This is a genomic window from Streptomyces sp. NPDC097107 (genome assembly GCF_044762405.1).
Classification (GTDB): Bacteria; Actinomycetota; Actinomycetes; order Streptomycetales; family Streptomycetaceae; genus Streptomyces; species Streptomyces thinghirensis.
Genome location: NZ_JBIWEF010000007.1, coordinates 329,126 through 351,966, shown reverse-complemented (window position 1 = coordinate 351,966; position 22,841 = coordinate 329,126). Strand labels below are relative to the sequence as shown.

Below are 22,841 nucleotides of genomic sequence, written 5' to 3'. Positions count from 1 at the left end.
CAACCTTGCGCGTCTCCGCACGATCGTTGCGTTCACCGGGGCGGGGCGCGTGTTCGTTGCGCGGAGGCTGTGGAGCGTTGCGTACGGGGGACGGTGAGCAGGGGATCGGCCCTGGTCAGCGGCCGTCCGGCTCGCCCGCGGTCACCCGTGCCTCAGCCGCGTCCGCCGGGCTGGACCCGATCTCTCCGGGCCGGCCGCACGCGGCCTCCTGGGCGTCGATCCAGCGCAGGTGCGCCTCCCAGGCGGCCTGCTTGCTGGTGCCCAGCGCGGCCCCGATCTGCGCCCAGGAGGCGCCGGCCTCCCGGGCCGACCGGACGGTGAGTTGGCGCCCGTAGGCCGCCTTGCGGGCCACCACCTCGCTCAGCGCGAGCAGTTCGAGGAGCTGGGTGCGGTCGAGGGCCTCTTCGTCGCTGCCGTCGCCGGCCAGGGACTCACGGGTGCGCAGCTCGTCGAGGCGGGCCACGGCGGTCAGCAGGGTGTGCTGCGGCTCGATGCTCTGCGGTGTCGTCATGCGCCCAGCGTCGCGTCAGGGTGGCTTGACGTCAAGCCACCCTGACCGTATCCGGACTCGGGCGTGCTCAGCTCCAGCTGGCGTGCAGCGGCTTGCCCTCGGCGTAGCCGGCGGCGCTCTGGACGCCGACGACGGCCTTCTCGGCGAACTCCTCCAGGGAGGCGGCTCCGGCGTAGGTGCAGGAGGAGCGGACGCCCGCGATGATCGAGTCGATCAGGTCCTCGACGCCCGGGCGGGCCGGGTCGAGGAACATCCGGGAGGTGGAGATGCCCTCCTCGAACAGCGCCTTGCGGGCCCGGTCGTAGGCCGACTCCTCGGAGGTGCGGTTGCGCACCGCACGGGCGGAGGCCATGCCGAACGACTCCTTGTAGGGGCGGCCGCTGGCGTCGTGCTGGAGGTCGCCCGGGGACTCGTACGTGCCCGCGAACCAGGAGCCGACCATCACGTTGGACGCGCCGGCCGCGAGGGCCATCGCCACGTCGCGCGGGTGCCGGATACCGCCGTCGGCCCACACGTGCTTGCCGTACTTCCTGGCCTCGGCGGCGCACTCCAGGACGGCGGAGAACTGCGGCCTGCCGACGCCTGTCATCATGCGGGTGGTGCACATGGCACCGGGTCCGACGCCGACCTTGATGATGTCGGCGCCCGCCTCGACGAGGTCGCGCACGCCCTCGGCGGAGACGATGTTGCCCGCGACGATCGGGACCCGCGGGTCGAGGTCGCGCACCACCTTGACGGCGCCGATCATCGACTCCTGGTGGCCGTGCGCGGTGTCGATGACGAGGGTGTCCACACCCGCGTCGAGGAGCTGCTCTGCCTTGCCCGCCACGTCGCCGTTGATGCCGACGGCGGCGGCGACGCGGAGCCTGCCGTTCGCGTCGGTCGCCGGGGTGTACAGCGTGGCGCGCAGGGCGCCCTTGCGGGTCAGGATGCCGGCGAGGCGGCCGTCCTTGTCGACGGCGGGCGCGTAGCGGCGGTTGGCGGCGTCGAGGGTGTTGAAGGCCTCGCGCGGGTCCATGTCCGCGTCGATGAGGATCAGGTCCTTGGACATGACCTCTTCGAGCTGGGTGAAGCGGTCCACGCCGGTCAGGTCGGTGTCGGTGACCACGCCGACCGGCTTGTGCGCCGCGTCGACGACGACACCGGCGTTGTGCGCGCGCTTGGGCAGCAGGGACAGCGCGTCGGCGACGGTCTGATGCGGGGCCAGCACGATCGGGGTGTCCAGGACGTGGTGGCGGCTCTTCACCCAGGAGACGACGTCGGTGACGACCTCGATCGGGATGTCCTGCGGGATGACCACCAGGCCGCCGCGCCGGGCCACCGTCTCGGCCATGCGGCGTCCCGCGATGGCGGTCATGTTGGCGACGACGAGCGGGATGGTGGTGCCCGTGCCGTCCGGGGAGCCGAGGTCCACGCCCTGCCGGGAGCCCACGGCGGAGCGGCTCGGCACCATGAACACGTCGTCGTACGTCAGGTCGTACGAGGGCTGGATGTCATTCAGGAAACGCACGTGCTGCACATCCCAGTCGATCAGAGGTGGCCCCCGGACAGGTCAGCCAGGGGGAAAGAGCACGTACTTCATTCTCCCATGGCCGATGGCCGATAACCCCCGGGCAGATCATCCAGGCTGGTCAGCGACCTCTTTGGAGGATCCTCCAGGGCCGAGGGTCACGAAGAGCCCCGGACCGCGGTCCGTCGCCTCGGCGAAGACCTCCTCGGCGACGGACCACTCGTCCGGCCGCGCCTCGGCGTACTCCCGCCAGCCCCGCACGACGAGGACCAGCCCTCGCTCCGCCGCCTCCTCGGGCCAGACCGAGGGGTCGGCGAGGGAGTCGGCGAGCGCGTCCCAGTTCCGGCCGAACCAGTCGGGCAGCGCAAGGTCACGGGCGCAGCGGTCCATCAGGCCCGCCTTGTCCGTGACCCCGGCGAGGTCCAGCGTGACCACGAGCCGTCCCGCGGGGTCCTCGTTCATGTCGCGCCCTTCTCCCTCTGCTGACCGGGCGGTCGCCCGTCGCCTGAATTGCCCGTCGCCTGAATCGCCCGTCGCCTGAATCGCCCGATCCGCCGTCAGACGCCGTCCGGGTCCGTCCGGTTGAGCGTCGACTTCGGCGCCGAGCCCACCGTCATCAGGTAGTCAGCGGCCGACGTGTCCGTCACCAGGCTGGTGACGAGACCGGAGCGCAGCACCGCGTCGATGGCCGCCGCCTTGCGCTGCCCGCCCGCGATCGCCACGACCTCGGGGATATGGCGGAGCTGGTCGGCCCTGACCGTGATGCACCGCTCCCCCAGGTCCCGGCCGACCCGGCGCCCCTCGGCGTCGAAGAGGTGCGCGGACATCTCGGCGGCGACACCGAGCGAGGCGTAGTGCGCGCGCTCCTCGTCGCTGAGCATGTCGTGCACCGTCGAGATGCCGGGCTCCCAGGAGCCGATGGAGACGCAGGCGACCGTGACCTTGTCGAAGTACTCGAAGGCCCGGGCGATCCCGGTCTGGTGACGCAGCGCCTGTGCGGTCGCCGCGTCCGGCAGCAGCATCGGCGCGTAGATGGGGTGGGCGTCGCCGCCCGACACCTGGGCGGCCCGGCGCACGGCCTCGACCGAGCCCCGCTCGGCGGTCCCGGCGTCGTACACGCCCGTCAGCTGCACCACCGTGCACGGCGGCAGCCGGTCGAGCGCCGCCGCCATGTGGATGGTGGACCTGCCCCAGGCCAGACCCAGCACGTCGCCCTCGTTGACCAGCTCGCCGAGCAGGTCTGCGGCCACCTCTCCCAGGTTCTCCGGGTCGGGCGTCTCCTCGGCGTCGGCCGGGGACTCCACCACGACTGCGTGCCTGAGCCCGTAGCGGACCCGCAGCGCGTCCGAGCGCTCCGCGTCCAGCTCGGCCGGCACCCGGATCTCGATTCGTACAAGGTCTCGCTCGAGAGCCGTCTCGAGGACCCTGGCCACCTTGAAGCGGCTGACGCCGAACTCCTCCGCGATCTGGATCTTGGACTTGCCCTCAAGGTAGAAGCGGCGGGCCATGGCCGCCGCCTGGACCAGCTCAGCGGGTCCCATCCGCATGGCTGAACGGCCCGCCGACATACCCGACACGGCGATCTCCTCACTGCTGTTCACACTCTGGATACGCCGTTCATCCTTGCAGATTCGGCGCACTTGATCAGCCCTGATGGGAGCCGTTCACGTTCTGTTCCTCAGTGGTCGCACGCCCAGGACGCCTTGGCGGTCGCCGCCTCGGCCTGCGTGCGCAATGCACGTACCGCCTCGGCCGGGTCGGACGCCCCGTACACGGCGGAACCCGCGACGAAGACGTCGGCGCCGGCGTCGGCGCACCGCTCGATCGTCGATGCCGACACCCCGCCGTCGACCTGGAGCCACAGCTCCAGACCGTGCTTCTTGATCAACTCACGGGTGCGCCGGATCTTCGGGAGCATGATGTCGAGGAACGCCTGCCCACCGAAGCCCGGTTCAACCGTCATGATCAGCAGCATGTCGAGTTCCGGGAGCAGATCCTCGTACGGCTCGATCGGCGTCGCGGGCTTCAGCGCCATCGAGGCGCGGGCGCCCTTGGCCCGGATCTCCCGCGCGAGGCGCACCGGGGCGGCGGCCGCCTCGACGTGGAAGGTGACGGAACCGGCGCCCGCCTCCACGTACTGGGGCGCCCAGCGGTCGGGGGCCTCGATCATCAGATGGCAGTCCAGCGGGGTGTCCGTCGCCCTGGCCAGGGACTCCACGACCGGCACGCCGAGCGTGAGGTTGGGGACGAAATGGTTGTCCATGACGTCGACGTGGAGCCAGTCGGCTCCCCCGACCGCCTCGGCCTCGTCCGCGAGGCGGGCGAAGTCGGCGGACAGGATGCTGGGGTTGATCTGCGCGGCCATGCCCCAAGACTGCCATGCCCTCCGGGGGCGGGGCGGGACGGGTCCCCAGGGGATGCGGTTGTGTCAGCAGTGCGGGTCGTTCGTGGTTGCTCGCGCGGTTCCCCGCGCCCGTTTGGGGCGCGTTACGCGGTGCGGCGGATCAGAGCGAGGTACATGGCGTCGGTGCCGTGCACGTGGGGCCACAGCTGTACGTCGGGGCCCTCGCCGAGGTCGGGGACGCCCGGAAGAAGGGGGCGGGCGTCGACGAGTTCACCGTCGGGGAACTGCTTGAGGACGTCCGCGACCACGGCCCGGGTCTCGGCGAGGTGGGGCGAGCACGTCGCGTAGCCGACGACGCCGCCGACCCGCACCGCTTCCAGGGCGCTGCGCAGCAGCCCGCGCTGGAGCGGGGCGAACCCGTCCAGGTCCTCGGGACGGCGCCGCCAGCGCGCCTCGGGGCGGCGGCGCAGAGCACCGAGCCCGGTGCACGGCACGTCGACCAGGACTCGGTCGAAGCTGCCTGGCCGCCACGCCGGGCGGGTTCCGTCGGCCGCGATCACCTGGTACGGCCCCGGGTTGCCGTCCAGTGCCTTGGCCACCAGACCGGCCCGGTGCGGCTGCTTCTCGGAGGCGAGCAGGAAGGCACCGCGCTCGGCGGCCAGGGCCCCGAGCAGCGCGGCCTTGCCGCCCGGCCCGGCGCATCCGTCCAGCCAGCGCCGGTCCGGCCCGTCCAGCGGCGCGTTGGCCAGCGCGAGCGCGACGAGCTGGCTGCCCTCGTCCTGCACACCGGCCCGGTTCTCCCGTACGGCGTCGACGGCCCCGGGCTCACCGCCCTCGCTCAGCCGCACCGCGTACGGCGACCAGCGTCCCGGTACGGCGGCCTCCTCGCCCAGCAGCTCGTCGGCCGTGGCCCGTCCGGGGCGGGCGACGAGGGTGACCTCGGGCCGCTCGTTGTCCGCGGCCAGCAGTTCCTCGACGCCGGACCGGCCGCCGCCGAGCGAGTCCCACAGCGCGGAGACGACCCAGCGCGGGTGCGAGTGCACGACGGCGAGGTGGTCCTCGGGGTCCTCGTCGTAGGGCGGGGCGACCCGCTCCAGCCAACCGTCGAGATCGTCCCGCGCGACCTTGCGCAGCACGGCGTTGACGAACTTGGCCCGCCCGTCGCCGAGCACGACCCGCGCCAGCTCCACGGTGGCGGACACGGCGGCGTGGCTCGGGATCCGCGTCCCGAGCAGCTGGTGGACACCGAGGCCGAGCACGTCCAGCACCGGCGGGTCGACCTCCCGCAGCGGCCGGTCGACGCAGTCGGCGATGATCGCGTCGTACGTCCCCTGGCGGCGCAGCGTCCCGTACACCAGCTCGGTGGCGAGGGCGGCGTCCCGGGCGTCGAAGTCGTCCCGCTCCCGCGCCTTGCGCAGCAGCGGCGGAAGCACGAGATTGGCGTACGCGTCCCGCTCGTCGACGGCCCTGAGCGCCTCGAAGGCGAGGATGCGGACGGGATCCTTCTGGGGCCTGCGGTACGGCTTGCCGGGCTTGCGGGGACGACGAGGCTGCTCGCTCACGAAAAAGGTGCTCCGGGTGTGGGATGAAGTGCGCTCACCAGCGTACGCCGGGCCGGTGAGCGGTGCTGCGGAGGCGCAGGTCAGCCGCCGAGCGACTCGCCCTCGGCGATCCGCACGCCGCGCGCCCAGTCCGCGGCCCGCATCGGCTTCTTGCCCTGGGCCTGCACCCACAGCAGCTCGACGGCGTGGGAGCCGGTGCCGACGTGCACGTTGTTCTTGCCGACGGCGAGCTGCCCCGGGGCGAGGTCCGTCCGGTCGGGCGCGGGGAGGGCCTGCACGAGCTTGAGCCGCTCGCCCCGGAACGTGGTCCAGGCGCCGGGGGCCGGGGTGCAGCCGCGCACCACCCGGTCGACGCGCAGCGCCGGGGCGGTCCAGTCGACCCGGGCGTCGTCGACGGTGATCTTCGGGGCGAGGGTGACGCCGTCGGCCGGCTGCGGTACGGCCTCCAGGCTGCCGTCCTCGATGCCGTCCATGGTGGCGGCGAGCAGCCCGGAGCCGGCGAAGGCGAGCCGGGTCAGCAGGTCGCCGCTGGTGTCGGTGGGGCGGATGGTCTCGGTGACCGTCCCGTAGACGGGGCCGGAGTCGAGGCCCTCCTCGATCAGGAAGGTCGACGCGCCCGTGATCTCGTCGCCCGCCATCAGCGCGTGCTGCACGGGAGCGGCTCCGCGCCAGGCGGGCAGCAGCGAGAAGTGCAGGTTGACCCAGCCGCGGGCGGGCACGTCGAGGGCCACCCGGGGCAGCAGCGCACCGTAGGCGACGACGGGGCAGCAGTCCGGCGCGATCTCGCGCAGCCGCTCCAGGAACTTGGGATCGCGCGGCTTCGCGGGCTTGAGCACCTCGACGCCGGCCTCCTCCGCACGCTCGGCCACGGGAGAGGCGACCAGCCGGCGCCCTCGCCCGGCCGGAGCGTCGGGCCGCGTGACGACGGCGGCCACCTCGTGGCGCCCGGAGGCGATCAGGGCGTCCAGAGCGGGAACGGCGACCTCGGGGGTACCGGCGAAGACGAGCTTCATGGGTGGGACGGGCCTCTCGGGCGGGGGCGGATGCGGGCGACGCACCAGTCTACGAGCCCGGAGACTACGAGCACCCGCCGACGGCGACGCACCCCATGGCAGACCCCACCATCTCGACCGACTGGAGACGGGTGGTGCACGAGTGGGAGAGAAGACCGCCGAAGGCCGAGGCGCACACCCGGCGGAAACAGGCGCGCGCATATGCCGCCACGCCCCCACCCCGTGACCACCGGAGCGCCCACGCGTTGGTCAAGAAAGAGTTGACCACCGGACCGCCCGCGCGGCCCGATTCCTTTCAACGCCGGTTCGAGAGGCTTGTTCATGGCCGACCACGCAACCCACGACGCCCAGGCTCGGGCCAGCCTGCACTTGCTGGTGCGGGACATCGAGCGGGTCCGCCGGCAGGTGGACGCACTGCGCACCCTCACCGCCCAGTTGGGCAACGTCTACCGTCCGCGCCGCTCCGGCCCCTCCACGGGCTTCGTCGTCTACGGGCGGGCCCCCGCCCCGACGGTCCGTCTCGCCCAGGAGCTGCGGGACAGCGTCGAGACCCTGGTCACGGCCGCCGTGGACTTCGACCGTTCGCTCGGCTTCTCGTGGGACGCGGTGGGCTCCGCACTCGGCGTCACCAAGCAGGCGGTGCACCGCCGCTACGGCTCCCGCCGCGCCGCGACCCAGTCGGCTCCCGCCGAGACCCCCGAGCACGTACCCGAACCGACGGGCACCCACCCGGTCAACGTGGGCCCCGGCCTCCCCACCGTGCCCACGGTCCCGGCCGCCCGGTCCATGCCGACCCAGCCGACGGCGGGCAGTCCGACCCTGCGCGACGACGTCCGGCCGACGGCCTTCCCCGGCCCGCGCAACGGCTGAGCCGCGACGGCCCACCAGCCCGCTGTCCGCCCGGTTCACGCGGGAGGACAGCGGGTTTGCCGTGTGTACGCCTCCCCGCACGCCCCTCACCCGATGTCGGGCGGATCGATCCGGACCCACACCGCCACGTCGCTCCCCCGCGCCATCCGCGCCGCCTGAGCGGCCTTCAGCGCACCGGCCAGCGCCGCCCCGCGCCCCGGCGGCACCCGGACCAGCGCCCGCACCCACTGCTCTCCGGGCGGTGGCCCACCCACCCGCCGCGGACGCCCCGCGGGCGTGACCGGCAGCGGCACCGGGCCCAGCACCTCGGCCTCGCGCGGCAGCTCGACCGCGCCGAGAAGGGCGGCAACCGCCTCCGCCGGTCCCGCCACGGCCGCCATCCGCGACACCGGCGGAAAGCCCAGCTCGGCCCGCTCGGCCAGTTCCCGCACCGCGTGGCCGACGGGATCCCAGCGCACCAGCGCCTGTACCGGCCGCAGGGTCGGCTCGGCGACCGCGACGACGGTGCCCCCGGCGCTCTGCGGGCGCACCAGCGCGGAGGCGGCCAGCCAGCGCCGCAGCGCGTCCTCGCCGGCCCGCAGGTCCGGTCGCCCGAGCATCGCCCAGCCATCGAGCAGCAGTGCCGCCGCGTAGCCGCCCTCGGCGACGGGTTCGGCCCCCGGAGTGCTCACGACCAGCGCGGGCGTCTCCGGCACGGTGTCCAGCACCTGCTCGCGGCCCGAGGTGCGCACCGGCACCGCCGGGAACGCCCGCCCCAGTTCCTCGGCGGTGCGGCGCGCACCCACGACCTGGGCGCGCAACCGGAACGCCCCGCACTCCGGGCAGTGCCACCCGCCCTCCTCGCGCCCGCACCAGCCGCACCGCAGCGCGGCCCCGGACGCCTGCCCCTCCAGCGGCCCCGAGCAGTGCCGGCAACGCGCGGGCGTCCGGCACGCGGCGCAGGCCATCCGCGGTACGTAGCCCCGTCGGGGCACCTGCACGAGCACCGGTCCGTGCCGCAGCCCGTCCCTGACGGCCTGCCAGGCGAGGGTCGGCAGCCGCGCGGCGCGGGCTGCCTCGTCCCGGGCGAGGTCCTGGTCCCCCACCGTCCGCACCAGCGGGGCGGCGGCCCGCACCTGCTCCCGCGCGGCGACCAGCGGCCGGGCCCAGCCGGTCTCCACGAGCTGCGCGGCCTCCACGGTGCAGTTCCACCCGCCCAGCAGGAAGGCGCACCTGTCCTGGGCGGCGCGCAGCAGCAGCACCTCGCGCGCGTGCGGCTGCGGGGCGTGCGGCTCGCTGTGGCTGTCGTCGCCGTCGTCCCAGAGGGCGACCAGCCCCAGGTCCCGCACCGGCGCGAACATGGCGGCGCGGGTCCCGACGACGGCCCGTACGGCCCCTCGGCGCACCGCGAGCCACTGCGCGTACCGCTTCTCGGGTCCGGCGTCGGCGGTGAGCACCGCGTGCCGTCCCTCGCCCAGCAGCGCGGTCAGCGCGGCGTCGGCGCGGGCGACGGCCCTCCCGTCGGGCAGCACGACGAGCGCGCCCCGGCCGGAGGCCAGCGTGGCCGCCACTGCCCGGGCCAGCTCCTCGCTCCACCGCGGACCGGGCAGCGCGTTCCACACCGCGCGCGGCGTACCCCCCGAGGCGAGGGCCGCCACGAACGCGGCCCCCTGCTCGTACCGCGTCCAGGACCCCGGCTCGGGCACCGGCGGCGGGGACAGCGGCTCGGGAGACGCCCGCTTCTCGGCGCGCGCGTTGCGCGGCGGTACGGCGAGCTGCAGCACGTCGGCGAGGCTGCCCGCGTACCGGTCGGCGACCGCCCGCACGAGCCCCAGCAACTCCTCGTCCAGCACCCGCTCCGGCGAGACGACCTGGGCGAGCGCGGCCAGCGGACCCGAGTAGTCGGACTCGGCGAGCCGCTCGACGAGGAAACCGTCGATGAGGCCCCCGCCCTCGCGCCGCCCGTCCCGCACCCGGTGCCGCCCGGCCCCGAACCGCACCCGCACCCGCACGCCGGGCTGGGCGTCGGCGTCGAGTTCCTCGGGCACGGCGTAGTCGAAGTACCTGTCGAGGTGGAGTACGCCCTTGTCGACGAGGACCCGGGCGACGGGCAGCTCCCCGGCGAGCGCGGCTCCACGCCAGGTCCGCGGCTTGGCCCGCGGCGCCTTCGCCTCGCGCACGCTCTCCCGGATGAGCGCGAGCTGCTCGGGCGGCGCGTCCTGAGCGCCACCGCCCGCCGGTTCGTTCTCGCTGCTCACGCCTGCATTCCTACCAAAGACCACTGACAAACGACGGTGCCCGGACGCGCACCGCCGCGCCACGTGGCCGCCCTGCCCGCGCGCGGACACGCCGAGGCCCGGCGTCCCCACCGGGGACACCGGGCCTCGCGACGTGCCGTCGGGCGGGACGCGTCGGGCGCCTTACAGCCCCGCTGCCTGCCGCAGCGCCTCCACGCGGTCCGTGCGCTCCCAGGTGAAGTCGGGGAGCTCGCGGCCGAAGTGACCGTACGCCGCGGTCTGGGCGTAGATCGGGCGGAGCAGGTCGAGGTCACGGATGATGGCGGCCGGACGAAGGTCGAAGACCTCGTCGATCGCCTTCTCGATCTTCTCGGTGTCGATCTTGGCGGTGCCGAACGTCTCCACGAAGAGCCCGACCGGCTCGGCCTTGCCGATGGCGTACGCGACCTGGACCTCGCAGCGGTCGGCGAGGCCCGCGGCGACGACGTTCTTGGCGACCCAGCGCATCGCGTACGCGGCGGAGCGGTCGACCTTGGACGGGTCCTTGCCGGAGAAGGCGCCGCCGCCGTGGCGGGCCATGCCGCCGTAGGTGTCGATGATGATCTTGCGGCCGGTCAGGCCGGCGTCGCCCATCGGGCCGCCGATCTCGAAGCGGCCGGTCGGGTTGACCAGGAGGCGGTAGTTCTCCGTGTCGAGCTTGATGCCGTCGTCCAGCAGCGCCTTGAGCTCGGGCTCTACGACGAATTCCTTGATGTCGGGGGCGAGCAGCGACTCCAGGTCGATGTCGCTCGCGTGCTGGGAGGAGACGACGACCGTGTCGAGCCGGACGGCCTTGTCGCCGTCGTACTCGATGGTGACCTGCGTCTTGCCGTCCGGGCGCAGGTAGGGGATCGTGCCGTTCTTGCGGACCTCGGACAGGCGCTTGGACAGGCGGTGCGCCAGGAAGACCGGGAGCGGCATCAGGGTCGGCGTCTCGTCGGACGCGTAGCCGAACATGAGGCCCTGGTCGCCGGCGCCCTGCCGGTCCAGCTCGTCCTCGTCGCCCTCGACCCTGTTCTCGTAAGCCGTGTCGACGCCCTGCGCGATGTCCGGGGACTGGGCACCGATCGACACCGAGACACCGCAGGAGGCGCCGTCGAAGCCCTTCTTCGAGGAGTCGTAACCGATCTCCAGGATCTTGCCGCGGACGAGGTTGGCGATGTCCGCGTAGGCCTTGGTGGTGACCTCGCCGGCCACGTGCACCAGACCGGTGGTGATCAGGGTTTCGACGGCGACCCGAGAGGTCGGGTCCTCACGCAGTAGCGCGTCGAGAATCGTGTCGCTGATCTGGTCAGCGATCTTGTCGGGGTGACCTTCGGTCACAGACTCCGAAGTGAACAGGCGACGGGACACAACGCTCCCTGGGGTTGCAGCGGCTGCTGGCTGATCATTGGTGGACGGCACGGGGAGCTGCACCCGGCGACGTCCGAGAACAGTTTATCGGTCGCACTCCACCACGGGCCCACCCGTCTCGCCTCTCGGAAGGGCTGTGACCTGCGGCACGGGCATTCTGCCTGGAACGACGCACCCTTGGCCAGGGCCGCCACGCTCGAATGCACCGGGTTCGCGAGCCGGGTGGCGTGAATGAGTCATTCAGCCGAGCCGTTCCGCCACGAGGTCCCACACCGTTTCGGCCAGGGCTTCCTTGGGGCCGTGCGCCACCGGGGTCTCGCTGCCGTCGGCACCGAGGATCACGGCCTCGTTCTCCTCGGATCCGAAGGTCTTGCGCTCCCCCACCTCGTTGACCACGAGGAGGTCGCAGCCCTTGCGCTTCAGCTTCGCCCGGCCGTTGGCGAGGACGTCGTCGGTCTCGGCCGCGAAGCCGACGACCACCTGTCCGGAGCGGGCCCGGTCCGTGGAGATCTCCGCGAGGATGTCCGGGTTGCGCACCAGGGTGATCGGCGCGGGCTCCTGGTCGTCCTTCTTCTTGATCTTCCCGGCGGCGTACGCCGCCGGCCGGAAGTCCGCGACCGCCGCGGCCATGACGACGGCGTCGGCGTCCGCCGCGGCGCGCAGCATCGCCTCGCGCAGTTCAACGGCCGTGCCCACCGGGACCACGGCCACGCCGGCCGGGTCCGGCAGCGACGGGTTGGCGGCGACCAGCGTGACGCGGGCGCCCCGGGCGGCGGCGGTGCGGGCGAGGGCGTAGCCCTGCTTGCCGGAGGAGCGGTTGCCGAGGAAGCGGACCGGGTCCAGGGGCTCCCGGGTGCCGCCGGCGCTGACGACGACGTGCCGTCCGGCGAGGTCCGGCTCGCGCACGCCGCGGGCGAGCACCCGGCGGCAGACCTCGAAGATCTCGCCGGGGTCGGGCAGCCGGCCCTTGCCGGTGTCGACGCCGGTGAGGCGGCCGACGGCCGGTTCGATCACGAGGGCGCCGCGCCGGCGGAGCGTCGCCACGTTCTCCTGGGTGGCCGGGTGCTCCCACATCTCGGTGTGCATGGCGGGGGCGAAGACGACCGGGCAGCGGGCGGTGAGCAGTGTGTTGGTGAGGAGGTCGTCGGCGAGGCCGTGGGCGGCCTTGGCCAGCATGTCGGCGGTGGCCGGGGCGACGACGACCAGGTCGGCGTGCTGGCCGATGCGCACGTGCGGGACCTGGTGGACGTCGTCCCACACCTCGGTCGACACGGGGTTGCCGGACAGCGCGGACCAGGTGGCGGCGCCGACGAAGTGCAGCGCGGAGGCGGTGGGGACGACCCGGACCTCGTGCCCCGACTCCGTGAACCTGCGCAGCAGCTCACAGGCCTTGTACGCGGCGATGCCGCCGCTGACCCCCAGAACGACCTTGGGCTTGTCCACCGTCTCTCCCCGTCTCCCCGGCTCGGATGTCGCGTACGACCCATCACACACCACAGGCCCGACAGTCGGACTGCCGGGCCTGTGGAAAAGTCAGCGTGAGGCTGAAAGTAATACCGCCGGTGTTACTGCGCCGGACCTTCGATGGCCTCGGAGGTCAGCAGCCCCGCGTTGATCTCGCGCAGGGCGATCGACAGCGGCTTCTCGTGGACGTGCGTGTCCACGAGGGGGCCGACGTACTCGAGGAGGCCCTCGCCGAGCTGCGAGTAGTACGCGTTGATCTGGCGGGCCCGCTTGGCCGCGTAGATCACGAGGCTGTACTTCGAGTCCGTGGCCTCGAGGAGCTCGTCGATCGGCGGGTTGATGATGCCCTCGGGCGCGGAGATGGAAGAGGACACGCTCTACCTTCCGATGGATGGGAAAGATTCAGTCGGGATGACCGCAGGGTGACCAGTGGCGATCACACGACGTTCGTCAAGGCTAGCAGCTCGCGCGCCACGTCCTCGACGGAGGTGTTGACCAGGGTCTGGTCGAACTCCGGCTCGGCCGCCAGCTCGACCTTGGCCGCGGCGAGGCGGCGCTCGATCACTTCCGGCGGCTCGGTGCCCCGGCCGGTGAGCCTGCGCACCAGCTCCTCCCAGGAGGGCGGGGCCAGGAACACCAGCTGGGCCTCGGGCATGGACTCGCGGACCTGCCGCGCGCCCTGGAGGTCGATCTCCAGGAGCACCGGCTCACCGGCCTCCAGGCGCTCCAGTACGGCCGCACGCGGTGTGCCGTACCGGTTGCCGGCGAACTCGGCCCACTCCAGCAGCTCACCGTTGGCGATCAGCTTGTCCATCTCCTCGTCGGTGACGAAGAAGTAGTGGACACCGTGCTGCTCGCCGGGGCGGGGCCTGCGGGTCGTCGCCGAGACCGACAGCCAGACCTCGGGGTGTTCTTTGCGCATATGGGCGACGACCGTGCTCTTGCCGACCCCCGAGGGGCCGGAGAGCACGGTCAGCCGCGGACGTGCGTCCGGGGGTACGGGGGACGTCCCCCGGGGTGTTGCAGCCATGCAGCGATTATTCCAGCAATCCCGGAGTGGTCCGGACTCAGCTGCCGGTGCTGCCGAACTCGCGCTCCAGGGAGGCGATCTGGTTGGAACCGAGCCCGCGCACGCGCCGGCTCTCGGAGATGCCCAGCCGCTCCATGATCTGCTTGGCGCGGACCTTGCCCACGCCCGGCAGGGACTCGAGGAGGGCGGAGACCTTCATCTTGCCGATGACGTCGTTCTCCTGGCCCTGCTTGATGACCTCGTGGAGGGAGGCGCCGGAGTGCTTGAGTCGATTCTTGACCTCGGCCCGCTCCCGGCGAGCCGCGGCGGCCTTTTCGAGCGCGGCTGCGCGCTGTTCAGGGGTAAGGGGCGGAAGAGCCACGCCTACGTCACCTCGGATGTCGAACTGTCGGATACGGACCGGTGAGGAACCTAGTCGCCCCACACCTGGGGAGCTACGAGCAACACGCTTGCCCGTTGACTCTTCCCGGAGACTAGCGTCCAAGTCCTCCAGAGTCAGCGAGAACAGCGGAAAAGTCCTGGTCAGCCTCCGCCAGGACGGACATTTCAGACATATTGCCTCGGATTTGAGGATGTATCCAGGTTCAGGCCGCCGCGACCGCGCTCCGGATCTCCTCCGCGAAGCGGTCCGCGGCCTTCCGCAGCGCGTCCACGTCGGGACCGTGACGAAGCACACCCCGGCTGACGTTCGGCACGACGTCGCGCACCGCCGCGCCGAACACCCGCGGCAGATCCGCCGGGGAGGCTCCCTGGGCGCCGATGCCGGGCGCGAGGAGCGGGCCGTTGATGCCCAGGTCGTACGACGACAGGTCGCCGAGGGTGGCGCCGACCACCGCGCCGAAGGACCCGAGGGGCTCTTCCCCGGCGTTCTCGGCGGCCAGGTGCGCCAGGACCGTCGCTCCGACGCTGCGCCCGTCGGCCCGGACCGCGTGCTGGACCTCGCCGCCCTCCGGGTTGGAGGTCAGCGCCAGCACGAACAGGCCCGCACCGCTCTCGCGCGCCATGTCGACGGCCGGCTTCAGGGACCCGTAGCCGAGGTACGGCGAGACGGTCAGCGCGTCCGAGAACAGCGGGGCGTCCTTGCGCAGGAACGACTCGGCGTACGCGGCCATGGTCGAGCCGATGTCGCCGCGCTTGGCGTCCATGACGACCAGGGCGCCGGCCGCCCGCGCCTCCTCGACCGACTTCTCCAGTACGGCGACGCCGCGCGAACCGAAGCGCTCGAAGAAGGCGCTCTGCGGCTTGAGCACGGCGACCCGGCCGGCCACCGCCTCCACGACGGTGCGGCTGAAGCGCTCCAGACCGGCCACGTCGTCGTTCAGACCCCACTCGGCGAGCAGGGAGGCGTGCGGGTCGATGCCGACGCACAGCGGCCCGCGCTCGTCCATCGCGCGGCGCAGCCGGGCGCCGAAGGGTTCGAGTACCGTCATGCGTTCTTCCTGACATCGGCGCCGACCGCGTCGGCGAGGGTGGCGTACGGGCTCTGCCGCAGGCGCGCGGCGAGTCCCTTGTGGATGGCTCGGCCCCAGAAGGGGCCCTCGTAGACGAACGCGCTGTAGCCCTGGACCAGCGTGGCCCCGGCCAGGATGCGCTGCCAGGCGTCCTCGGCGGTCTCGACGCCACCGACGCCCACCAGGACGACCCGGTCGCCCACGCGCGCGTAGAGGCGGCGCAGCACCTCCAGGGAGCGCTCCTTGAGCGGTGCGCCGGACAGGCCGCCGGTCTCCCGGACGAGCACCGGCGAGGACGTGAGGCCGAGTCCCTCGCGCGCGATGGTGGTGTTGGTGGCGATGATCCCGTCCAGGCCCAGCTCCACGGCCAGGTCGGCGACCGCGTCGACGTCCTCGTCGGCGAGGTCGGGGGCGATCTTGACCAGAAGCGGGACGCGCCGCGCGGTGACGGCGCGGTCGGCGGCCTCGCGGACGGCGGTCAGGAGGGGACGCAGGGCCTCCGTGGCCTGGAGGTTGCGCAGTCCGGGCGTGTTCGGGGAGGAGACGTTGACGACGAGGTAGTCGGCGTGCGGGGCGAGCCGCTCGGCGGACTTCACGTAGTCACCGACGGCCTCCTCCTCCGGAACGACCTTCGTCTTGCCGATGTTGACGCCGACGACGGTCCGCAGGACGGGCGTGCGGGAGGCCAGGCGGGCGGCGACGGCCAGGGAGCCGTCGTTGTTGAAGCCCATGCGGTTGATCAGCGCCCGGTCGCTCACCAGCCGGAACAGCCGCTTCTTGGGGTTGCCGGGCTGCGGCTCCCCCGTCACGGTGCCGATCTCGACGTGGTCGAAGCCGAGCATCGCCATGCCGTCGATGGCGACCGCGTTCTTGTCGAAGCCGGCGGCCAGACCGAAGGGGCCGTGCATGCGCAGGCCGAAGGCCTCGGTGCGCAGCTCCTTGAAGCGGGGCGCCAGCACGGCCGCGACGAAGGTGCGCAGGACGGGGACGCGGACGGCGAGGCGGATCCAGCGGAAGGCGAGGTGGTGCGCCCGCTCCGGGTCCATCCGCTTGAAGACGAGCGAGAAGAAGGTCTTGTACATGGTGTCCTCATGAGAAGGGGGACACCGTTTCCGGTGTCCCCCTCGGGGCTGCTAGTCGCGGGCCGCGGTCAGGAAGGCCGCGTGTTCCTGGAGTGAGCGCACTCCCACGTCGCCGTGGTTGAGGGCGTCGATGCCCTGGACCGCCGCGGCGAGCGCCTGGACCGTCGTCAGGCACGGCACGGAGCGGGCCACGGCCGCCGTGCGGATGTCGTAGCCGTCGAGGCGGCCGCCGGTGCCGTACGGGGTGTTGACGATGAGGTCGACCCCGCCGTCGTGGATGAGCTGGACGATGGTCTTCTCACCGTTCGGGCCGGTGCCCTCGGACTGCTTGCGCACGACCGTGGCGTTGATGCCGTTGCGCCTGAGCACCTCGGCGGTGCCGGAGGTGGCGAGCAGCTCGAAGCCGTGGGCGACCAGCTCGCGGGCCGGGAAGATCATCGAGCGCTTGTCGCGGTTGGCGACCGAGATGAACGCCCGTCCCTTGGTCGGCAGCGGCCCGTAAGCGCCCGCCTGCGACTTGGCGTACGCCGTGCCGAAGACGGAGTCGATGCCCATGACCTCGCCGGTGGAGCGCATCTCCGGGCCGAGGACCGTGTCGACGCCGCGGCCGTGGATGTCCCGGAAACGGGACCACGGCATCACGGCCTCCTTGACGGAGATCGGCGCGTCCAGCGGCAGCTCGCCGCCGTCGCCGGTGGCCGGGAGCAGGCCCTCGGCGCGCAGCTCGGCGATGGTGGCGCCGAGCGAGATGCGGGCGGCGGCCTTGGCCAGCGGCACCGCGGTCGCCTTCGAGGTGAAGGGGACGGTGCGCGAGGCGCGCGGGTTGGCCTCCAGGACGTAGAGGATGTCGCCCGCCAGCGCGAACTGGATGTTGATCAGGCCGCGCACGCCGACGCCCTTGGCGATGCCCTCGGTGGAGGCGCGCAGCCGCTTGATGTCGAAGCCGCCCAGCGTGATCGGGGGCAGGGCGCACGCCGAGTCGCCGGAGTGGATACCGGCCTCCTCGATGTGCTCCATGACGCCGCCGAGGTACAGCTCCTCGCCGTCGTACAGGGCGTCGACGTCGATCTCGATCGCGTCGTCCAGGAAGCGGTCGACCAGGACCGGGCGGGACGGGCTGATCTCGGTCGACTCGGCGATGTAGGCCTCCAGGCGGGTCTCGTCGTAGACGATCTCCATGCCGCGTCCGCCGAGGACGTAGGAGGGCCGCACCAGGACCGGGTAGCCGATCTCGTCGGCGATGGCCTTGGCGCCGGCGAAGGTGGTGGCGGTGCCGTGCTTGGGGGCGGGCAGGCCCGCCTCGGCGAGCACCTGACCGAAGGCGCCGCGGTCCTCGGCGGCGTGGATCGCCTCGGGCGGGGTGCCGACGACCGGCACGCCGTTGTCCTTGAGCGCCTGGGACAGGCCCAGCGGGGTCTGGCCGCCGAGCTGGACGATCACGCCCGCGATCGGGCCGGCCTGCTGCTCCGCGTGGACGATCTCCAGGACGTCCTCCAGGGTGAGCGGCTCGAAGTACAGCCGGTCGGAGGTGTCGTAGTCGGTGGAGACGGTCTCCGGGTTGCAGTTGACCATCACGGTCTCGTACCCGGCGTCGCTGAGCGCGAAGGAGGCGTGGACGCAGGAGTAGTCGAACTCGATGCCCTGGCCGATGCGGTTCGGGCCGGAGCCCAGGATGATGACGGCCGGCTTCTCGCGGCGCGCGACCTCGGTCTCCTCGTCGTAGGAGGAGTAGAAGTACGGCGTCTTCGCGGCGAACTCGGCGGCGCAGGTGTCGACCGTCTTGTAGACCGGGCGGATGCCGAGCGCGTGCCTCACCTCGCGGACGACGTCCTCGCGCAGGCCGCGGATCTCGCCGATCTGCTGGTCGGAGAAGCCGTGCCGCTTGGCCTCGGCGAGCAGCTCGACGGTCAGCTCGGGGGCCTCGGCCAGCTCGTCGGCGATCTCCTTGATGAGGAAGAGCTGGTCGACGAACCAGGGGTCGATCTTCGTGTACTCGAAGACCTCCTCGGGCGTGGCGCCCGCGCGGATGGCCTGCATGACGGCGTTGATCCGGCCGTCGGTGGGCCGGACGGCCTCGCGCAGCAGCTCGTCCCTGTCGCCGGGCTCGCCGACGAACGTGAACTGGCTGCCCTTCTTCTCCAGCGAGCGCAGCGCCTTCTGGAACGCCTCGGTGAAGTTGCGGCCGATGGCCATGGCCTCGCCGACCGACTTCATGGTGGTGGTCAGCGTGGAGTCCGCGCTCGGGAACTTCTCGAAGGCGAAGCGCGGAGCCTTGACGACCACGTAATCGAGGGTCGGCTCGAAGGAGGCCGGGGTCTCCTGGGTGATGTCGTTCGGGATCTCGTCCAGCGTGTAGCCGACGGCGAGCTTGGCCGCGATCTTGGCGATCGGGAAACCGGTCGCCTTGGAGGCCAGCGCGGACGAACGCGACACGCGCGGGTTCATCTCGATGACGATCACCCGGCCGTCGACCGGGTTCACCGCGAACTGGATGTTGCAGCCGCCGGTGTCGACGCCCACCTCGCGGATGATCGCGATGCCGACGTCGCGCAGCACCTGGTACTCGCGGTCGGTCAGCGTCATCGCGGGCGCCACGGTGATCGAGTCGCCGGTGTGGACGCCCATGGGGTCGAAGTTCTCGATGGAGCAGACGACCACGACGTTGTCGTTCTTGTCGCGCATCAGCTCCAGCTCGTACTCCTTCCAGCCGAGGATGGACTCCTCCAGGAGCACCTCGGTGGTCGGCGAGAGGGTGAGGCCCTGCCCGGCGATGCGGCGCAGCTCCTCCTCGTCGTGCGCGAAGCCGGAGCCGGCGCCGCCCATGGTGAAGGAGGGGCGGACGACGACCGGGTAGCCGCCGAGTTCATCGACGCCCTTGAGGACGTCGTCCATGGAGTGGCAGATGTAGGAGCGGGCCGACTCGCCGTGGCCGATCTTCTTGCGGACCTCCTCCACGACGTCCTTGAACAGGTCGCGGTCCTCGCCCTTGTTGATGGCCTCCACATTGGCGCCGATCAGCTCGACGCCGTACTTCTCCAGGACGCCGTTGCCGTGCAGCGAGATGGCGGTGTTCAGGGCCGTCTGGCCGCCCAGGGTGGGCAGGAGCGCGTCGGGCCGCTCCTTGGCGATGATCTTCTCGACGAACTCGGGGGTGATCGGCTCGACGTAGGTGGCGTCGGCGATCTCCGGGTCGGTCATGATCGTCGCCGGGTTGGAGTTCACCAGGACGACGCGCAGGCCCTCGGCCTTGAGCACACGGCACGCCTGGGTGCCGGAGTAGTCGAACTCGGCGGCCTGGCCGATGACGATCGGGCCGGAGCCGATGACCAGGACGGACTGGATATCGGTGCGCTTAGGCACGCTGGCCCTCCATGAGCTTCACGAAGCGGTCGAACAGGTAGGCGGCGTCGTGCGGGCCGGCCGCCGCTTCGGGGTGGTACTGGACGCTGAAGGCCGGCTTGTCGAGCAGCTGGAGGCCCTCCACCACGTTGTCGTTGAGGCAGACGTGGGAGACCTCGGCGCGGCCGTAGGGGGTGTCGGAGACCTTGTCGAGCGGGGCGTCGACGGCGAAGCCGTGGTTGTGCGCGGTGACCTCGACCTTGCCGGTCGTACGGTCCTGCACCGGCTGGTTGATGCCGCGGTGGCCGTACTTCAGCTTGAAGGTGCCGAAGCCGAGCGCGCGGCCCAGGATCTGGTTGCCGAAGCAGATGCCGAACAGCGGGGTGTCGCGCTCCAGGACGCCCCGCATCACGGAGACGGGGTGGTCGGCGGTGGCGGGGTCGCCGGGGCCGTTGGAGAAGAACACGCCGTCGGGGTTGACGGCGTAGATGTCCTCGACGGTGGTCGTGGCGGGCAGGACGTGCACCTCGATGCCGCGCTCGGCCATGCGGTGCGGGGTCATGCCCTTGATGCCGAGGTCGACGGCGGCGACGGTGAACTTCTTCTCGCCGATCGCCGGGACGACGTACGCCTCGGTGGTGGCGACCTCGGCGGAGAGGTCGGCGCCGGTCATCTCGGGGGCTTCCTGGACGCGGGCCAGCAGTGCGGCGTCGTCCTGGATCGCGTCACCGCTGAAGATGCCGACGCGCATGGCGCCGCGCTCGCGCAGGTGGCGGGTGAGGGCGCGGGTGTCGATGCCCGAGACGCCGACGACGCCCTGGGCGGCCAGTTCCTCGTCCAGCGTGCGCGTGGAGCGCCAGTTGGAGGGCACGCGCGCGGGGTCGCGCACGACGTAGCCGGAGACCCAGATCTTCTTGGACTCCATGTCCTCGTCGTTGACGCCGGTGTTGCCCACGTGCGGCGCGGTCATGACGACGACCTGGCGGTGGTACGACGGGTCGGTGAGGGTTTCCTGGTAGCCGGTCATGCCGGTGGAGAACACGGCTTCACCGAACGTGGCCCCCACGGCCCCGTAGGCACGGCCGCGGAAGATCCGGCCGTCCTCCAGGACGAGTACGGCGGGAGCCTTGCCGGCTCCCCTGGTGGAGGTCGTCATCGTGCGCCTTCCGTTTCCGTCTTGTCGATCATGTCGTTCAGGGTTTCGACCCACTCGTTGTGCTCGGCCGCGTGGTCCGAGCGGAAGCCCGAGTCGATCATCTTGTCGCCGTGTTCCCAGGTGACGACCAGCAGGCCGCCCTCGGTGAGCACCTTGCCGGCGATGCCCTTGTCGAGCCGGGCCTCGCGCAGTGCGGCGACGGGGACGAAGAAGTCGTTCGCGCCGGGGCGTACGACGTCCAGTCCCGCGTCCGTCAGTGTCAGCTCGACCCGGCTGCGGGTGCCCAGGCCGTGCGCCACGATGCGGTCCAGCCACTGTCCGGCGGTGGTGGAGCCGTGGTAGCGGCCGCTCATCGTCAGTTTCGCCGGAGCCGGCTCGTGCGGCGTTCCGGGCAGGGCCCGCTTGCCGCCTCCGTCGGCGGTGGTGGGCGACGGGCGGGCGGGCAGCTCCGGCAGGTCGCCCTGGAGGGTGCTGCGCCACTTCCAGCCCTCGCGCATCAGCCAGTAGACGAGCGCGACGAACAGGCCGAGGCCGACGACCCAGCCGACGCGGGCGGCCCAGTCGGTCACTTCCGCCGATTCCTTCTCGGCGGCCAGCAGGATTACAGGTGTCACGTGAGCTTCCCGTCGACGAGCGTGGCCTTGCCCCGCAGCCACGTGTGCGTCACACGGCCCGGCAGCTCGCGACCCTCGTACGGGGTGTTGCGGCTGCGCGAGGCGAAGCCCGCGGGGTCCACCTGGCCACGGTATGCCGTGTCGACGAGGGTGAGGTTGGCGGGCTCACCAGCCGAGACGGGACGGCCGTGCCCGGTGGCCTGTCCGATCTGCGCGGGCTTGAAGGACATGCGGTCGGCGACGCCGGCCCAGTCCAGCAGCCCCGTGTCCACCATGGTCTCCTGGACCACCGACAGCGCGGTCTCCAGGCCCACCATGCCCATGGCGGCGGCGGCCCACTCGCAGTCCTTGTCCTCGTGCGGGTGCGGGGCGTGGTCGGTGGCGACGATGTCGATCGTGCCGTCGGCGAGCGCCTCGCGCAGCGCCATGACGTCGCGCTCGGTGCGCAGCGGCGGGTTGACCTTGTAGACCGGGTTGTACGACCGGACCAGCTCGTCGGTGAGGAGCAGGTGGTGCGGGGTGACCTCGGCGGTGACGTCGATGCCGCGCGACTTGGCCCAGCGGACGATCTCGACGCTGCCGGCCGTCGACAGGTGGCAGATGTGGACGCGGGAGCCGACGTGCTCGGCGAGGAGCACGTCCCGGGCGATGACCGACTCCTCGGCGACCGCCGGCCAGCCGCCGAGGCCCAGCTCGGCGGAGACGACGCCCTCGTTCATCTGGGCGCCCTCGGTGAGCCGGGGCTCCTGGGCGTGCTGGGCGACGACGCCGCCGAAGGCCTTCACGTACTCCAGGGCACGGCGCATGATCACGGCGTCGTGGACGCACTTGCCGTCGTCGGAGAAGACGGTGACACCGGCCGCGGACTCGTGCATGGCGCCCAGCTCGGCGAGCTTGACGCCCTCCAGGCCGACGGTGACGGCGCCGATGGGCTGCACGTCGCAGTAGCCGGACTCCTTGCCGAGCCGCCAGACCTGCTCGACGACGCCCGCGGTGTCGGCGACCGGGAAGGTGTTGGCCATGGCGAAGACGTTGGTGTATCCACCGCTCGCCGCGGCGCGGGTGCCGGTGAGGACGGTCTCGGAGTCCTCGCGGCCGGGCTCGCGCAGGTGGGTGTGGAGGTCGACCAGGCCGGGCAGCAGCACCTTGCCGTCGGCCTCGACGGCCTCGGCGCCCTCGGCACTCAGCCCGACGCCCACCTCCGCGACGGTCCCGCCGTCGATCAGCACGTCCTGCGGCTCGCCGCCGAGCACCTTCGCACCGCGGATCAGGGTCTTGCTCATGCTC

The 22,841-nt window shown here is 72.2% G+C and carries 20 protein-coding genes; 1 reads left to right on the top strand and 19 read right to left on the bottom strand.

All coding sequences use genetic code 11. The features are described from left to right. Positions 1 to 115: 115 nt before the first annotated feature. The 7 genes from ACIQ1J_RS19385 to fmt form a co-directional block, all read right to left on the bottom strand. The gene (locus ACIQ1J_RS19385; RefSeq protein WP_403558090.1) at positions 116 to 511 is read right to left on the bottom strand and encodes a hypothetical protein; all 396 of its coding nucleotides are present in this window, start codon (positions 509 to 511) and stop codon (positions 116 to 118) included. A gap of 67 nt (positions 512 to 578) precedes the next feature. Beyond that, complete coding sequence (locus tag ACIQ1J_RS19380; protein WP_403558088.1) at positions 579 to 2,021, bottom strand: GuaB1 family IMP dehydrogenase-related protein; 1,443 nt, start codon at positions 2,019 to 2,021, stop codon at positions 579 to 581. 108 nt (positions 2,022 to 2,129) lie between these two features. Next, the gene (locus ACIQ1J_RS19375; RefSeq protein WP_210961437.1) at positions 2,130 to 2,483 is read right to left on the bottom strand and encodes a barstar family protein; all 354 of its coding nucleotides are present in this window, start codon (positions 2,481 to 2,483) and stop codon (positions 2,130 to 2,132) included. Between the two features lie 95 nt (positions 2,484 to 2,578). Beyond that, the gene (locus tag ACIQ1J_RS19370) at positions 2,579 to 3,622 is read right to left on the bottom strand and encodes a sugar-binding transcriptional regulator (protein ID WP_403558086.1); all 1,044 of its coding nucleotides are present in this window, start codon (positions 3,620 to 3,622) and stop codon (positions 2,579 to 2,581) included. A 77-nt stretch (positions 3,623 to 3,699) separates the two neighbouring features. Continuing rightward, on the bottom strand, positions 3,700 to 4,386 hold the full coding sequence (gene rpe, locus ACIQ1J_RS19365) for a ribulose-phosphate 3-epimerase (RefSeq protein ID WP_121745887.1): 687 nt from the start codon (positions 4,384 to 4,386) through the stop codon (positions 3,700 to 3,702). 122 nt (positions 4,387 to 4,508) lie between these two features. Then, complete coding sequence (locus tag ACIQ1J_RS19360; protein ID WP_403558084.1) at positions 4,509 to 5,927, bottom strand: RsmB/NOP family class I SAM-dependent RNA methyltransferase; 1,419 nt, start codon at positions 5,925 to 5,927, stop codon at positions 4,509 to 4,511. Positions 5,928 to 6,007: 80 nt separating this feature from the next. Beyond that, complete coding sequence (fmt, locus tag ACIQ1J_RS19355; RefSeq protein ID WP_403558082.1) at positions 6,008 to 6,940, bottom strand: methionyl-tRNA formyltransferase; 933 nt, start codon at positions 6,938 to 6,940, stop codon at positions 6,008 to 6,010. A gap of 321 nt (positions 6,941 to 7,261) precedes the next feature. Between fmt and ACIQ1J_RS19350 the strand changes: the two genes are divergently transcribed. After that, positions 7,262 to 7,810 (top strand): hypothetical protein, encoded by a 549-nt coding sequence (locus ACIQ1J_RS19350; RefSeq protein ID WP_210961441.1) that lies wholly within the window; start codon positions 7,262 to 7,264, stop codon positions 7,808 to 7,810. A gap of 86 nt (positions 7,811 to 7,896) precedes the next feature. On the opposite strand, the gene ACIQ1J_RS19345 is transcribed toward ACIQ1J_RS19350, so the two are convergent. The 12 genes from ACIQ1J_RS19345 to ACIQ1J_RS19290 form a co-directional block, all read right to left on the bottom strand. Next, entirely contained in the window at positions 7,897 to 10,047 is a 2,151-nt protein-coding gene (locus ACIQ1J_RS19345) for a primosomal protein N' (RefSeq protein WP_403558079.1), read from the bottom strand. Between the two features lie 162 nt (positions 10,048 to 10,209). Then, the gene (gene metK / locus ACIQ1J_RS19340; protein WP_403558077.1) at positions 10,210 to 11,418 is read right to left on the bottom strand and encodes a methionine adenosyltransferase; all 1,209 of its coding nucleotides are present in this window, start codon (positions 11,416 to 11,418) and stop codon (positions 10,210 to 10,212) included. 240 nt (positions 11,419 to 11,658) lie between these two features. Then, on the bottom strand, positions 11,659 to 12,861 hold the full coding sequence (gene coaBC / locus ACIQ1J_RS19335; protein WP_403558075.1) for a bifunctional phosphopantothenoylcysteine decarboxylase/phosphopantothenate--cysteine ligase CoaBC: 1,203 nt from the start codon (positions 12,859 to 12,861) through the stop codon (positions 11,659 to 11,661). A 122-nt stretch (positions 12,862 to 12,983) separates the two neighbouring features. Further along, positions 12,984 to 13,256, bottom strand: coding sequence for a DNA-directed RNA polymerase subunit omega (gene rpoZ, locus ACIQ1J_RS19330; RefSeq protein WP_003977348.1), 273 nt, complete (start codon positions 13,254 to 13,256; stop codon positions 12,984 to 12,986). A gap of 62 nt (positions 13,257 to 13,318) precedes the next feature. Beyond that, complete coding sequence (gmk, locus tag ACIQ1J_RS19325; RefSeq protein WP_210961445.1) at positions 13,319 to 13,912, bottom strand: guanylate kinase; 594 nt, start codon at positions 13,910 to 13,912, stop codon at positions 13,319 to 13,321. A 37-nt stretch (positions 13,913 to 13,949) separates the two neighbouring features. Further along, complete coding sequence (locus ACIQ1J_RS19320) at positions 13,950 to 14,273, bottom strand: integration host factor (protein WP_003977346.1); 324 nt, start codon at positions 14,271 to 14,273, stop codon at positions 13,950 to 13,952. Positions 14,274 to 14,496: 223 nt separating this feature from the next. Beyond that, positions 14,497 to 15,342, bottom strand: coding sequence for an orotidine-5'-phosphate decarboxylase (gene pyrF / locus ACIQ1J_RS19315; protein ID WP_210961446.1), 846 nt, complete (start codon positions 15,340 to 15,342; stop codon positions 14,497 to 14,499). After that, positions 15,339 to 16,445 carry a quinone-dependent dihydroorotate dehydrogenase gene (locus tag ACIQ1J_RS19310; RefSeq protein WP_403558072.1) on the bottom strand — a complete coding sequence of 369 codons (1,107 nt, stop codon included), beginning with the start codon at positions 16,443 to 16,445 and terminating at the stop codon, positions 15,339 to 15,341. Before ACIQ1J_RS19310 ends, pyrF begins: the two co-directional genes overlap by 4 nt. 51 nt (positions 16,446 to 16,496) lie before the next feature. Next, the gene (gene carB, locus ACIQ1J_RS19305; protein WP_403558070.1) at positions 16,497 to 19,805 is read right to left on the bottom strand and encodes a carbamoyl-phosphate synthase large subunit; all 3,309 of its coding nucleotides are present in this window, start codon (positions 19,803 to 19,805) and stop codon (positions 16,497 to 16,499) included. Next, positions 19,798 to 20,940 (bottom strand): glutamine-hydrolyzing carbamoyl-phosphate synthase small subunit, encoded by a 1,143-nt coding sequence (carA, locus tag ACIQ1J_RS19300; protein WP_210961449.1) that lies wholly within the window; start codon positions 20,938 to 20,940, stop codon positions 19,798 to 19,800. The genes carB and carA overlap by 8 nt, the downstream gene beginning before the upstream one ends. Then, positions 20,937 to 21,554, bottom strand: coding sequence for a hypothetical protein (locus tag ACIQ1J_RS19295; RefSeq protein ID WP_403558067.1), 618 nt, complete (start codon positions 21,552 to 21,554; stop codon positions 20,937 to 20,939). The genes carA and ACIQ1J_RS19295 overlap by 4 nt, the downstream gene beginning before the upstream one ends. Beyond that, positions 21,551 to 22,837 carry a dihydroorotase gene (locus ACIQ1J_RS19290; protein ID WP_403558065.1) on the bottom strand — a complete coding sequence of 429 codons (1,287 nt, stop codon included), beginning with the start codon at positions 22,835 to 22,837 and terminating at the stop codon, positions 21,551 to 21,553. Before ACIQ1J_RS19290 ends, ACIQ1J_RS19295 begins: the two co-directional genes overlap by 4 nt. Positions 22,838 to 22,841: the final 4 nt, after the last annotated feature.

Bases quoted from the DNA above. Each gene is read 5' to 3' on its own strand.
- ACIQ1J_RS19385 (WP_403558090.1), bottom strand. From the start codon at position 511: ATGACGACACCGCAGAGCATCGAGCCGCAGCACACCCTGCTGACCGCC.
- ACIQ1J_RS19375 (WP_210961437.1), bottom strand. From the start codon at position 2,483: ATGAACGAGGACCCCGCGGGACGGCTCGTGGTCACGCTGGACCTCGCC.
- rpe (WP_121745887.1), bottom strand. From the start codon at position 4,386: ATGGCCGCGCAGATCAACCCCAGCATCCTGTCCGCCGACTTCGCCCGC.
- fmt (WP_403558082.1), bottom strand. From the start codon at position 6,940: ATGAAGCTCGTCTTCGCCGGTACCCCCGAGGTCGCCGTTCCCGCTCTG.
- ACIQ1J_RS19350 (WP_210961441.1), top strand. From the start codon at position 7,262: ATGGCCGACCACGCAACCCACGACGCCCAGGCTCGGGCCAGCCTGCAC.
- gmk (WP_210961445.1), bottom strand. From the start codon at position 13,912: ATGGCTGCAACACCCCGGGGGACGTCCCCCGTACCCCCGGACGCACGT.
- pyrF (WP_210961446.1), bottom strand. From the start codon at position 15,342: ATGACGGTACTCGAACCCTTCGGCGCCCGGCTGCGCCGCGCGATGGAC.
- ACIQ1J_RS19310 (WP_403558072.1), bottom strand. From the start codon at position 16,445: ATGTACAAGACCTTCTTCTCGCTCGTCTTCAAGCGGATGGACCCGGAG.
- carA (WP_210961449.1), bottom strand. From the start codon at position 20,940: ATGACGACCTCCACCAGGGGAGCCGGCAAGGCTCCCGCCGTACTCGTC.
- ACIQ1J_RS19290 (WP_403558065.1), bottom strand. From the start codon at position 22,837: ATGAGCAAGACCCTGATCCGCGGTGCGAAGGTGCTCGGCGGCGAGCCG.